Below are 12,061 nucleotides of genomic sequence, written 5' to 3'. Positions count from 1 at the left end.
GCCATCCGGAGCCGCTTCGCCGGCCACACCAGCCGTAGCGCCAAGACCCCTCATGCACTAAGACTGAAACCGGACCACTTCATCGGGGCAGGTCAACCGCGCGAAATGTCCGGGCTGAAAGCCGACCCAAATGCGATACCTGGCGATATGACAAAGCCTTTCATGATGATAGTTGGTAAAGGCGCGATAACTGGTTGGCAGCCCCTTGGGTCGGTTGTCGAGACAAAGGGCTTGATCCGGCATGATCTCACCGATGGCCTGACAGAAGCAGCCGCATTGGCGGGCAATCTGCAATTCGTTCTGATACGGCAGGACGATTTTTGGACGAGTGAGACTGCCCATTTTGAACTCGAGGCTTTCCGCCAAGAATGTCCTTCTATCCCGATCATCCTGACCACCGCTGACACGACGCGGAACAGTTTTGCGCTTGAGCACCTCCATCTCGCGGATGTCATCCTGCGCGAACCCTTTGACGCATCAGCCCTCGAATTCGCGATTTTGGTGGCGCCGATCAATAATGAGATTTGGCAAGAACGCATGTGCATTACGAATAAGACACCTGCAGCTGCACGTGGACATTGAGCGGCAGCGCGGCGCTGCCCGTGTTCCAGTGGTTGGTTAGAAGGTTTGCAGAATTATACCCATTTTGTTGTCTTCCCGTAAGGCTGTGCAATAGCCAGAAAGCTAGTGTTCACCACCTGACGGAAGATTCCCAACGGTGAACGGGTGGGTCACTATCGAGGCGTGAGACGTGACGACATCTGCCTGTTTCTTGGCCCCGCTGATCGCGAGCAACTCATGGCGCTCTGCGTCAATCGAAACACGCCGCGCAAGGATGTCTGGCGTGCGGAGATCGTCCTGGCGACAGCCGATGGCTGCGGGACCAGCGAGATCATGCGGCGCGCCGGGACGTCAAAGCCGACCGTCTGGCGCTGGCAGGCGCGGTATCTCGACGAAGGCATCGAGGGGCTGCAGCGGGAAAAGACCCGGCCGTCGCGGGTACCGCCGTTGCCGAGGGAGACGCGGCTGACGGTGATCACCAAGACGGTGAAGGAGACGCCACCCGATGCCACGCACTGGAGCCGCGCCACGATGGCGGCGGCGGCGGGCATATCGCCGTCGAGCGTGGGGCGCATCTGGGCCGAGGCCGGCCCCAAGCCGCATCTGACGAAGGGCTTCAAGGTGTCCAACGACCCGCAGTTCGAGGCCAAGGTCATGGAGATCGTGGGGCTCTACCTCGACCCGCCCGAACGCGCAGTCGTGCTGTGCGTCGACGAAAAGTCGCAAATCCAGGCGCTCGACCGGACCCAGCCGGGGCTGCCCCTCAAGAAGGGGCGCGCGGCCACCATGACCCACGATTACAAGCGCCGCGGCACCACCACGCTCTTCGCCGCGCTGGACGTGAAATCGGGCATGGTGATCGGCGAATGCATGCCCTGCCGCCGTGCGAAGGAGTTCCTGGCTTTCCTGCGCCGGATCGACCGCGCGGTTCTGAAGCCCCGCGACATCCATATCGTGCTCGACAACTATGCCACCCACAAGACGCCCGAGGTGCAGGCGTGGCTGGAGAAACATCCGCGGTTCAAGCTGCATTTCACACCGACCAGCGCTTCGTGGATGAACCTGGTCGAACGCTTCTTCGCCGAGATCACCAACCGGCGCATCCGCCGGGGCAGCTACGACAGCGTCAACGATCTCGAGGATGCGATCTACGACTACCTGCTGCTTCACATCAAGAAGCCGAAGCCCTTCGTCTGGACCAAATCCGCCGAAAACATCCTCACCCGAGAACGCCGCGCGCTGGATAAACTCGATGAAATCCGCGGAAATCGGAAACAAGCGTCAGACTCGGAACCCTAGATCTTCAACCAGCTTCCGTCGGTCTCGACCGCCAGCGACGAAGTAAAGTTTTCTCTTCTGTGCTTTGGATTGCTTGATCAACGCTTTTGGCTGTGCCGATCCGGCGGTTTGGTCGTTTCGAGGCCCACGAGATGCCTGCTTGGTGGCCGATTCATCGCCTTAGGGATCACCAGATGAACGGTTTCGCGAATTCCAGGCCGACTCCTCCTCATGCCATCAGCCTCCGTCGGACCAGGAACAGGTTGCTGAGCGTGAACAGCGTGAAGAGCTGGGCGCGGTTCTTTGCCAGAACCCGCGCAGTGACATTTCCAGCGCTATGAAGTCCTGTTGCCCCGTATCCGTCCGGCGTGACCGCCGTTGACGTTTAACTTGGCTGCCAGTTCCACGGCGCGAGTTCGTCGATGCGGTTGATCTGGTGATCGGCGATGTTGGCCAGCACCCAGCTCAGCCAGGTTTCTGGGGCGACGCGGTTCATCCTGGCTGCGTGAGACGTTCACGTGACCCGGAAGGAATGAGTAATCCAAAATAAAACAATCGCTTAGACGGCAACTTCGATTCTGTGCCGGTATCGGTAGCTGCGAGCCCCCGCAACCAAAAAATACCACAACAGAACAGATACTTAAGCGCCGCTCGCAAGGGCGGCGCACGCGTGCGCTCAGGCTGGTGCTGCAACGGTGCTACCGGTGCACCCGCGAAAACCGGCGCGCCAGCGAAGCCAGCCAGAAGCAACGGCGCAGATTCGCGAACGCCCATGACTTGGTCGAATCCGCCAGGCCGGCGCCGTGGGCCGCCTGACCCTGATGCGCAGACACCACCAAAAAAGGCCTGGCCCTGCAGACAAGAAAGAACGCCAACGGCCCAGAACTGCGGTCCAGCAATAGGCGGTCCATGCCGCGGCGCGGCCCGCTGAGCTTGCCGTTCGCCGCGACTGCGAAATCGAGTGGCCTTTACTTTAAGTTGCGGGACCTTCGTGCCGGCCGGCGCCATCCTCTGGTTCGGAGCAGTCCAACCCGAACTTGCTCTTCGCTGTGGGGCATTCGCCAGGCGTCGTCTCCGGCACGGGGGCGGGCTCCCGATATTCTTGATGAGGGCGACCGGCCATCGGGCCACAATTGAAATCGCACGTGCATAGAATGCCCAAAAGCCGAGCGTTGCGCCCAGAAATTACGTGCGCTTGGAGCTCTTGTTCGGTTTCGCGTACTGTGTGTCTTGCAGGGTGGCGCCCCCTGTGCTCTGTTTGCGTGAAAGGAATGCGCGTAGGCAATCGAGCCCCAGCCCTCTTCACCGAGGGAATGGGGCTTTTTATTTTGGCGCATCTTGCAAGGGGACGCGGGGATCACGGTGTACACGGCGAAGATCGGCTTGATGTTTTCCACGACCGGTCCCTATGCGGCGCTGGGGCAAAGTGCGGTGGACGGCGCCATGATGGCGGTGCGCGAGATCAACGAAAAGACCAGCCTGCGGCTCGTCCCCGTGGCCGCCGACCCCAAGGGCGTTCCCGCCGAATACGAACGGCTGTCGGCAGACCTGCTGGGCGGTGGCGACCTGCGGCACATCGTGGGCGGCATCACCTCGTGGTCGCGCAAGGACATGATCCCGGTCCTGGAACGGCATGGCGCGCTGCTGTGGTATCCGTGCCCCTATGAGGGGTTCGAATGCAACGATCACGTGGTCTACCTGGGCGCCTGCCCGAATCAACACCTCGTGCCCCTGATCGACCATGTGGTGGCCGAGGGACGCAAGCGCGCCTTCCTGGTAGGGTCGAACTATGTCTGGGGCTGGGAAACCCTGCGCGTGGCGCGCGAGCGGCTGACCACCGCCGGGATCGGGATCTCGGGCGAACGCTACCTGCCGCTGGGCGACACCGCCTGCGCCCACCTGATGGACGAGATCGCCGCCGCCGCGCCCGACCTCATCGTCAACAGCCTGATCGGGCCGTCGAACCACGCCTTCATGCAGGCGTTGTCGCGGCTCGACCTGCCCGCCGGCCGGCCCCTGGTGGTCAGCGCCAACCAGACCGAGGCGGACCTGGACGCGCTGGGCCCCGCCGCCGACGGGATGCTGGCCATCGGCGCCTGGTTCGAGACCCTGGCCGGCCCCGCGAACGCCAGCTTCCGCGACCGCATCGCGCATCGGTTCGGGGCGGCCTACCGGGCCTCGTGCAACTTCGCGACCGCCTATACCGCGGTCCACCTTCTGGCCCGCGGCCTGGCCCGCGCGGGCCATGACGACCCCCGCGCGGTGTTCGAGGCGATGGCCGGTACCGACCACGAAACGGTGCTGGGCCGCATCCGCATCGACCCGGTGACACGCCATTCCAGCCTGATCCCGCGGCTGGCCATGGTCGAGGCGGGCCGGTTCCGCATCCTGTCGGACCCCGGCACCGCCCTTGCCCCCGATCCCTATCTCGCGCGGGCGCCGGGTCCCCGCCCCCTTCGCACCCCTCCAACCCTGAGGATCGTGTCATGACGCCGCCGCTGGACCTGAATTTCACGGGCTGCCGCGCGCTTGTTCTGCATCCGGCCGAAACCGTGCGCGCTGAATTGATCGCACGCCTGGACGCGCTCGGGGTCGCGGCGACCGCCGAATGGCCCGACAGCGACGCGGTCGCCGCGGCCGATTTCGTCTTCGTCGATGTCGACATGGGCCATGACGACCAGTTGCCCTGGGCGCCGGGCACCGCGCCTGTGCCGCTGGTCGGGCTGATCCGGTCCGAAAGCCCCGGCCGGATCGCCTGGGCGCTGGGCCAGAATTGCGACGCGTTCCTGTCCCAGACGGCGCTGGCGCTGGTGTTCTCGACGCTGGTCATCGCCCGGGCCAAGGCCACGGAGCGATTGCACGCCATCCGGCGCGAGGCGGAACTCGCGCGCCGGGCGGGGCTGCGCGACGTGCTGGTCAGCGCGGTGATCGAGATCATGGCGGCCGAGGGCGTCGACGTGCTCGGCGCACTCAAGCGGCTGCGCGCGCTTGCCATGATCGAGCGGATCCCGCTGGAGGATGCTGCCGCGCAATATCTCGGGGCGGCAGCGCCACGCCGGACGGGGGAAGGCCGATGACCGAGGCGACGGCAGAGGCCCCCGCCGCGGGTCGGCCGCGCGGGACCGGCGCCGTGCTGCGCGACTTGCTGCGCCGGCCGCGCTCGGCCTTCGGGCTGATCGTCATCGTCCTCATGGTCGGCGCGGCGGTCTTCGCGCCCTGGATCATGCCCTACGACCCGAACGACCAGATGTTCGACGGCCTCAGCCTCGAAGGCGCGCCGCTGCCGCCTTCGGGACAGTTCTGGCTGGGCACCGACCTTTTGGGCCGCGACCTGTTCTCGCGGCTGATCCTGGGGGCGCAGACCTCGCTCATCATCGGGGTGCTCGCCAATGGAATCGCGGTGGTCGTGGGTGCGACGGTGGGCATCACTGCGGGATATTTCGGCGGCTGGATCGGCGGGATCCTCATGCGCTTCACCGACCTGATGATGGCGTTTCCGGCGCTGTTGCTGGCCATCGTGCTGGCGGCGATCTTCAAGCCGTCGCTGCTGATCGTCGCGATGGTGATCGCCATGGTGAACTGGGTGCAGATGGCACGGGTGATCTATACCGAGACCCGCAGCCTCGCCCAGCGTGAATTCATCGAGGTGCAGCGCGCGATGGGGTCGTCGACCTTGCGCATCCTCGGGCGCCACATCCTGCCGCACCTGGTCTACTCGATCATCGTTTTCGGCACGCTGGGGATTTCCACCACGGTCCTGCTTGAGGCGACGCTCAGCTATCTTGGCGTCGGCGTGCAGCCCCCCACCCCCTCCTGGGGCAACATCATCTTCGAGAACCAGACCTATTTCGCCAACGCGCCCTGGCTGGTATTCTTTCCGGGGCTGGCCATCGTGCTGCTGGCGCTGGCGTTCAACCTTCTGGGCGACGCGCTGCGCGACACGCTCGACCCGCGGCTGAAGGGGCGGCACTGATGGGAGCCTATGTTGTCCGGCGCCTGGGCGAGTCGCTGTTGATCCTGCTGGGGATCAGCCTGGTGACCTTCGCGCTTCTCTACCTCGTGCCCGCCGACCCCGAGCGCCAGATCGCCGGACGCTCGGCCACCGCCGAAACGGTGGCCAATATCCGCGCCCAGCTGGGTCTCGATCAGCCGTTCCACATCCAGTATGCTCGTTACCTCGGCAACCTGCTTCAGGGTGATCTGGGCCGGTCCTACCTGCAACGCACCGAGGTATCGGAACTGATCGCCGCGCGGATGCCCGCGACGCTGCTGCTGATGCTTGCCGCCATCGTGGTGGAACTGATCCTCGGGCTGACCATCGGCGCCATCGCCGCGCTCAAGCGGAACTCGGCCGTCGATCAGTCGCTCATGGTGTTCTCCTTCGTCACCATCTCGGCCCCGCAATTCGTGGTGGGCATCCTGCTGCTCTACGTTTTCGCGGTACAACTGGGCTGGTTCCCGATCGGCGGCTACGGCACCTTGGCCCACTTGGTGCTGCCGGCGATCACTATCGGGCTTTTGGGCACGGGCTGGTATTCGCGCATGATGCGCAGTTCCATGATCGACGTGCTGGCGCAGGATTACGTGCGCACCGCGCGGGCCAAGGGTCTGGGCAAGCTGCGCATCATCTTCCGCCACGTCGCGCCCAACGCGATCCTGCCCATCATCGCCATGATCGGCATCGACATCGGGCTGTTCATGTCCGGTATCGTGGTGGTCGAAAGCGTGTTCGGCTGGCCCGGCATCGGCCAGCTGGCCTGGCAGGCGATCCAGCGCGTGGACATCCCGATCATCATGGGGGTCACGCTGGTCTCGGCCTGCTTCATCGTCCTTGGGAACCTGCTGGCGGACCTCATCGCGCCGCTGGTGGACCCGCGGATCAAGCTCAAATGACCAACAACAGGAGAGGGAAAGACCAATGCGAAAGACATTTCTGACAAGCGTGCTCGCGCTGGGCACGGCAGTCGGCCCGGCGCTGGCCCAGGACTTTACCGAGGCCAAGCAGGGCGGGTCGATGATCGTCACCTACAAGGACGACGTCTCCACGCTGGACCCGGCCATCGGCTATGACTGGCAGAACTGGTCGATGATCAAGTCGCTGTTCGACGGGCTGATGGATTACGAGCCCGGAACCACGGTTCTGAAGAAGGACCTCGCCGAGGATTACACGATTTCCGAGGACGGCACGGTCTACACCTTCAAGCTGCGCGAGGGGGTCAAGTTCCACAATGGCCGCGAGATGACGGCAGAGGACGTGAAATACTCGCTTGACCGCGTGACCAACCCCGAAACCCAAAGCCCCGGCGCCGGGTTCTTCGGCTCGATCGAGGGCTATGACGCCATGGCCGCGGGCGAAGCCGACAGCCTGTCGGGCGTGACCGTGATCGACCCCTATACCGTCGAGATCAAGCTCTCGCGCCCCGACGCCACCTTCCTGCACGTCATGGCGATCAACTTCTCGTCCATCGTGCCGAAAGAGGTGGTCGAGGAATTCGGCCCCGATTTCGGCAAGAACCCGGTCGGCACCGGGGCCTTTTACCTGGAGGACTGGACGCTGGGCCAGTCGCTGACCTTCGCGCGCAACACCGACTACTGGAACGAGGGTCTGCCCAAGCTGGACCAGATCACCTTCGAGATCGGGCTTGAGCCCATCGTCGCCCTTCTGCGCCTGCAACAGGGCCAGGCCGACATTCCCGGCGACGGCATCCCGCCGGCGAAATTCCTCGAGGTGACGGAAGACCCGGCCTTCAAGGATTTCGTGATCGAGGGCGGGCAGCTGCACACCGGCTACATCACCATGAACGTCAATATGCCGCCCTTCGACAACGTCAAGGTGCGCCAGGCGGTGAACATGGCGATCAACAAGGACCGTGCCGTGCGCATCATCAACGGCCGCGCGGTGCCTGCGAACCAGCCGCTGCCGCCCACGATGCCGGGCTATGCGCCCGATTACGAGGGCTACCCCTACGACCCCGAGGCGGCCAAGGCACTGCTGGCCGAGGCTGGGTTCCCCGACGGGTTCGAGACCGAACTTTACGTCTACAACACCGACCCGAACCCGCGCATCGCCCAGTCGTTCCAGCAGGACCTGGCGGCCATCGGCATCAAGGCCGAAATCCGCAGCCTCGCCCAGGCCAACGTGATCGCCGCGGGCGGCGAGCCGGACCAGGCACCGATGATCTGGTCGGGCGGCATGGCCTGGATCGCCGACTTCCCGGATCCGTCGAACTTCTACGGGCCGATCCTGGGTTGTGACGGCGCGGTGCAGGGCGGCTGGAACTGGTCGTGGTACTGCAACGAGGAACTGGACGCCGCCGCCGATGCCGCCGACGCCATGACCGACCCGGCCATGGCCGAGGAGCGCGAGGCCGCTTGGCGCGACATCTACCTCAAGATCATGGAAGACGCGCCCTGGGTGCCGGTGTTCAACGAACAGCGCTTCACCATGCGCTCGGCGAAACTGGGCGGGCCGGACTCGATCTTCGTCGACCCGGTGCACGTGCCCGTCAACTACGACTTCGTGTATTCGACCGATGTGCAATAACTGCGACCACACGATCCACGGTCGTCATCATCACTTCGGGTGGGATCGATCGATCCCGCCCGTCGCCACCGTGGCGCCCGGCGAGTCGGTGCATTTCGAATGCATCGACGCCTCGGGCGGGCAATTGTCGAAGGACAGCAGCGCCGCCGACCTCGCGACGCTGTCCTTCGAGCAGATCAACCCGGTCACCGGCCCCGTCTACGTGGACGGCGCCCAACCCGGCGACCTGCTCAAGATCACCATCGACGGCTTCACGCCGTCGGGCTGGGGCTGGACGGCGAACATCCCGGGCTTCGGCCTTCTGGCCGACCAGTTCCCCGAGGGCGCGCTGAACATCTGGGACTACGAGGCCGACACGCTGGCCCCGGCGCTTTACTGCGACGTGGCCCGCGTGCCGCTGAAGCCCTTCGCGGGCACCATCGGGCTGGCCCCGGCCGAGGCGGTGCTTCACTCGGTGGTGCCGCCCCGGCGCATGGGCGGCAACATGGACATCCGCGACCTGGCCGCGGGCACCACGCTGTACCTGCCGGTCGAGGTCGAAGGCGCGCTGTTCTCCATCGGCGACACCCATGCGGCCCAGGGCGACGGCGAGGTCTGCGGCACCGCCATCGAAAGCCCGATGAACGTCTCGCTGACCCTCGACCTGGTCAAGGACCAGCCGCTGAAATTCCCGCGCTTCACCACGCCGGGGCCGGTCACGCGGCACCTGGACGCCAAGGGCTACGAGGTGACGACGGGGATCGGGCCGGACCTGATGACCGGGGCGCGGGATGCGCTGTCGGCGATGATCGACCTGATCTGCGCGCAGCACAAGCTGACTCCGGTTCAGGCCTACATGCTCTGCTCGGTCTGCGGCGACCTGCGCATCTCCGAGATCGTGGACCAGCCGAACTGGATCGTGTCGTTCTACATGCCGCGGGTGGTGTTCGAATGACGGCACCCGCCGAAAATCCCGGGCGCGGGGACGCGCCGCGCCCGGTCCTCACCGTCGAGGGGCTGACGATCCAGGTCGCCACCCCCGACGGCGCCAAACCGGTGGTCGAGGACCTCGGCTTCACCCTGAACCGGGGCGAGACGCTGTGCCTGGCCGGCGAAAGCGGCTCGGGCAAGTCGATGACGGCACTGGCGATCATGGGCCTTCTGCCGCAGCCGATGGCCCGGATCACGCGTGGCTCGATCCGGCTGGCCGACGGCACCGAACTGGCCGGGCGCAGCGAACGCGAATTCCGCGACATCCGCGCGAACCGGATCTCGATGATCTTCCAGGAACCGATGACCTCGCTGAACCCGGTGATGACCATCGGCCGGCAACTGACCGAGGTTCTGCTTGAACACGACGCCTGCACCCGGGCCGAGGCGCCGGGCCGCGCGCTGGACCTGCTGCGCGACGTGCAGATCACCGACGCCGAGAGGCGCCTGACCCAATACCCGCACGAGTTGTCGGGCGGCATGCGCCAGCGGGTGATGATCGCCATCGCACTGGCCTGCAACCCGGAAATCCTGATCGCCGACGAACCCACCACCGCGCTGGACGTCACCGTCCAGGCCGAGGTGCTGGAACTGATCCGCGCCCTGCAGCGCGAACACGGCACCACGGTCCTGATGATCACCCACGACATGGGCGTGGTGGCCGAGATGGCCAGCCGCGTGGTGGTGATGCGCAACGGCCGGCAGGAAGAGGCCGCGCCGGTGCGCGCGCTTTTCGCCGAGCCCAGGACGCCCTATGCCCGCGAATTGCTGGACGCGGTGCCGCGGCTTGGCCGCGCGCCCGACCGCCCCGCCCCCGACCGCACCCGCGACGTGGTCGACGTGGCCGACCTGACCGTGCGCTTCCCGATGCGCGGCGGTGTGCTGAACCGGGTCAAGGCGCAGGTGCACGCCGTCGAAGGCGTCAGCTTCCGCGTGGCCCCGGGCGAGACGCTGGCGCTGGTTGGGGAATCGGGCTGCGGCAAGTCCACCATCGGCAAGGCGCTTCTGGGCCTCGTGCCGTGGCAGGGCAGCATCCGTATTGACGGCCAGCAGATGGCCGGGTTGTCGCCCAAGGGGCTGAAACCGATCCGCCGTAACATCCAGATGGTGTTCCAGGATCCCGGCGCCTCGCTGGACGCGCGCATGACCGTGGGCCGCCAGGTGGCCGAGCCGCTCCAGGTGCACGATTTGGCCCGGGGCAGCGAGTTGCAGGACCGCGTCGCCTGGCTGTTCCGCCGGGTCGGCCTGACGCCCGACCAGATGGACCGCTACCCCCACGAATTCTCCGGCGGCCAGCGCCAGCGCATCTGCATCGCCCGCGCGCTGGCCCTGCGGCCCAAGGTCATCGTCGCCGACGAAAGCGTCTCGGCGCTCGACGTGTCGGTGCAGGCGCAAGTCCTGGACCTCATGCGCGAGTTGCAGCAGGAAGAGGGGCTGGCCTATCTCTTCATCAGCCACGACATGGCGGTGATCGACCAAGTGGCCGACCGGGTCGCGGTGATGAATCTCGGCCAGATCGTCGAGACCGGCTCGCGCGAACAGGTGCTGCGCGACCCCGCGCATGCCTATACCCGCCGCCTGCTCTCCGCCGTGCCGGTGCCCGACCCCGAACATGTGCGCCCGCCGGTCCTGCCGCGCGAGGGCGGCGTGGGCTCGCCCGTCTGGCCGCTGGGCCAGGCCCCCGAACGCCAGGACCTGCATGAAATCGCCCCCGGCCACTGGGTCGCGCGCCCCCGCCGGACGCGCGCCGCCTGACCGCCGCAACAAGGAGAGAGCCATGAGCTGGAAGACCGCGTTCCGCTCGTTCTACTACGAGACCGCCGAGGAACCCGAAGACATCGTCCTGCCGCCCGCCGAGACGGCGCTCTTGGTGATCGACATCCAGAACACCTATCTGGAACCCAAGGAGAGCGAGGCCGAGAACACCCGCTGGCAGCCCTTCTTCGACCGGATGAACGAGGTGGTAATCCCCAACACCCGCGCCTTGCAGGACTGGGCGCGGGGGGCGGGCATCGAGGTCGTGCATGCCCGTATCGCCTGCCTCAAGGAGGACGGGCGCGACCGGTCGCTTTCCCAGAAGAAACCGGGCTTCAACTACCTGCTGCTGCCGAAGGACCGGCATGACAGCCAGATCGTTGATGCGGTGGGGCCGACGGCCGACGAGATCGTGGTGACCAAGACCACCGACAGCGCGCTGACCGGCACGAACCTGCGGATGATCCTGCACAACATGGGGGTGAGGAACGTCATCGTGGCGGGCATCTTCACCGATCAATGCGTGAGTTCCACGGTGCGCAGCCTGGCCGACGAAAGCTTCAACGTGGTGGTGGTCGAGGATTGCTGCGCGGCGGCCACCGACGAGCTGCACCGCCACGAACTGGCGGTGATCAACATGATCTATTGCCACGTGGTTGGTAGCGCTGACGTTCGAGAGTTCCTGTCGACCTGAGCAGGCCACAGGACAAGGCGGCGTGCAACGGATCGCAGCGAGCCGAGTTTGAAAGGTGAAACGGTCTGAATGTCCTCGCCCGACGCGGCAACCTTTTTGCCTCTGCTACGTCGTGAAGGCCGTCTCCCGCCCACCGCGCGCCGAAATTTTGCGCAAGGTAAAGTAAAGGCGGCCCAAAGCCACCCCTCGCACGGGCGTCGGGTCGCTGCCGTGCGGCAGGCCGAAGAAGACATTCAACACATCTGCGAAATCCGGACGCG

11 protein-coding genes are annotated in these 12,061 nt (G+C 65.6%); 10 read left to right on the top strand and 1 reads right to left on the bottom strand.

Features of this window, described 5'->3' with window-relative positions; all coding sequences use genetic code 11:
* Together EV662_RS19665 and EV662_RS19135 are read left to right on the top strand one after the other, a co-directional pair.
* The coding region (locus EV662_RS19665) for a hypothetical protein (RefSeq protein ID WP_165915659.1) at window positions 1–582 on the top strand (582 nt) is incomplete at its 5' end.
* Window positions 583–798: 216 nt separating this feature from the next.
* Window positions 799–1,860 (top strand): IS630 family transposase, encoded by a 1,062-nt coding sequence (locus EV662_RS19135; protein WP_132466453.1) that lies wholly within the window; start codon window positions 799–801, stop codon window positions 1,858–1,860.
* A gap of 364 nt (window positions 1,861–2,224) precedes the next feature.
* Here EV662_RS19135 and EV662_RS19130 read toward each other — a convergent pair whose 3' ends face one another.
* Complete coding sequence (locus EV662_RS19130; protein WP_425057049.1) at window positions 2,225–2,335, bottom strand: transposase domain-containing protein; 111 nt, start codon at window positions 2,333–2,335, stop codon at window positions 2,225–2,227.
* 866 nt (window positions 2,336–3,201) lie between these two features.
* Between EV662_RS19130 and EV662_RS19125 the strand changes: the two genes are divergently transcribed.
* Genes EV662_RS19125 through EV662_RS19090 form a run of 8 tightly spaced genes read left to right on the top strand, consistent with a single transcriptional unit; the run spans window position 3,202 to window position 11,801 of the window.
* Window positions 3,202–4,329, top strand: coding sequence for a transporter substrate-binding protein (locus EV662_RS19125; RefSeq protein ID WP_279533262.1), 1,128 nt, complete (start codon window positions 3,202–3,204; stop codon window positions 4,327–4,329).
* Window positions 4,326–4,916, top strand: coding sequence for an ANTAR domain-containing protein (locus tag EV662_RS19120; RefSeq protein ID WP_132466447.1), 591 nt, complete (start codon window positions 4,326–4,328; stop codon window positions 4,914–4,916). Before EV662_RS19125 ends, EV662_RS19120 begins: the two co-directional genes overlap by 4 nt.
* Complete coding sequence (locus EV662_RS19115) at window positions 4,913–5,812, top strand: ABC transporter permease (protein ID WP_132466444.1); 900 nt, start codon at window positions 4,913–4,915, stop codon at window positions 5,810–5,812. Before EV662_RS19120 ends, EV662_RS19115 begins: the two co-directional genes overlap by 4 nt.
* Window positions 5,812–6,732 (top strand): ABC transporter permease, encoded by a 921-nt coding sequence (locus EV662_RS19110; protein WP_132466441.1) that lies wholly within the window; start codon window positions 5,812–5,814, stop codon window positions 6,730–6,732. Before EV662_RS19115 ends, EV662_RS19110 begins: the two co-directional genes overlap by 1 nt.
* A 25-nt stretch (window positions 6,733–6,757) precedes the next feature.
* Window positions 6,758–8,383, top strand: a complete 1,626-nt coding sequence (locus tag EV662_RS19105; protein ID WP_132466438.1) for an ABC transporter substrate-binding protein — start codon at window positions 6,758–6,760, stop codon at window positions 8,381–8,383.
* The gene (locus EV662_RS19100; RefSeq protein WP_132466435.1) at window positions 8,373–9,317 is read left to right on the top strand and encodes an acetamidase/formamidase family protein; all 945 of its coding nucleotides are present in this window, start codon (window positions 8,373–8,375) and stop codon (window positions 9,315–9,317) included. The genes EV662_RS19105 and EV662_RS19100 overlap by 11 nt, the downstream gene beginning before the upstream one ends.
* Window positions 9,314–11,107, top strand: coding sequence for an ABC transporter ATP-binding protein (locus EV662_RS19095; protein ID WP_132466432.1), 1,794 nt, complete (start codon window positions 9,314–9,316; stop codon window positions 11,105–11,107). Before EV662_RS19100 ends, EV662_RS19095 begins: the two co-directional genes overlap by 4 nt.
* A gap of 22 nt (window positions 11,108–11,129) precedes the next feature.
* The gene (locus tag EV662_RS19090) at window positions 11,130–11,801 is read left to right on the top strand and encodes a cysteine hydrolase family protein (protein WP_132466429.1); all 672 of its coding nucleotides are present in this window, start codon (window positions 11,130–11,132) and stop codon (window positions 11,799–11,801) included.
* Window positions 11,802–12,061: the final 260 nt, after the last annotated feature.

The sequence above is a fragment of the Rhodovulum marinum genome, from assembly GCF_004343075.1.
GTDB classification, from domain to species: Bacteria; Pseudomonadota; Alphaproteobacteria; order Rhodobacterales; family Rhodobacteraceae; genus Rhodovulum; species Rhodovulum marinum.
The sequence above is the reverse complement of the archived record's forward strand: the minus strand, read 5'-3'. Positions and strand labels throughout refer to the sequence as shown.

Coding starts and splice junctions, on each gene's coding strand:
- EV662_RS19090 (WP_132466429.1), top strand. CDS start 11,130: ATGAGCTGGAAGACCGCGTTCCGCTCGTTCTACTACGAGACCGCCGAG.
- EV662_RS19130 (WP_425057049.1), bottom strand. CDS start 2,335: ATGAACCGCGTCGCCCCAGAAACCTGGCTGAGCTGGGTGCTGGCCAAC.
- EV662_RS19120 (WP_132466447.1), top strand. CDS start 4,326: ATGACGCCGCCGCTGGACCTGAATTTCACGGGCTGCCGCGCGCTTGTT.
- EV662_RS19115 (WP_132466444.1), top strand. CDS start 4,913: ATGACCGAGGCGACGGCAGAGGCCCCCGCCGCGGGTCGGCCGCGCGGG.
- EV662_RS19095 (WP_132466432.1), top strand. CDS start 9,314: ATGACGGCACCCGCCGAAAATCCCGGGCGCGGGGACGCGCCGCGCCCG.
- EV662_RS19100 (WP_132466435.1), top strand. CDS start 8,373: ATGTGCAATAACTGCGACCACACGATCCACGGTCGTCATCATCACTTC.
- EV662_RS19110 (WP_132466441.1), top strand. CDS start 5,812: ATGGGAGCCTATGTTGTCCGGCGCCTGGGCGAGTCGCTGTTGATCCTG.
- EV662_RS19135 (WP_132466453.1), top strand. CDS start 799: ATGGCGCTCTGCGTCAATCGAAACACGCCGCGCAAGGATGTCTGGCGT.
- EV662_RS19105 (WP_132466438.1), top strand. CDS start 6,758: ATGCGAAAGACATTTCTGACAAGCGTGCTCGCGCTGGGCACGGCAGTC.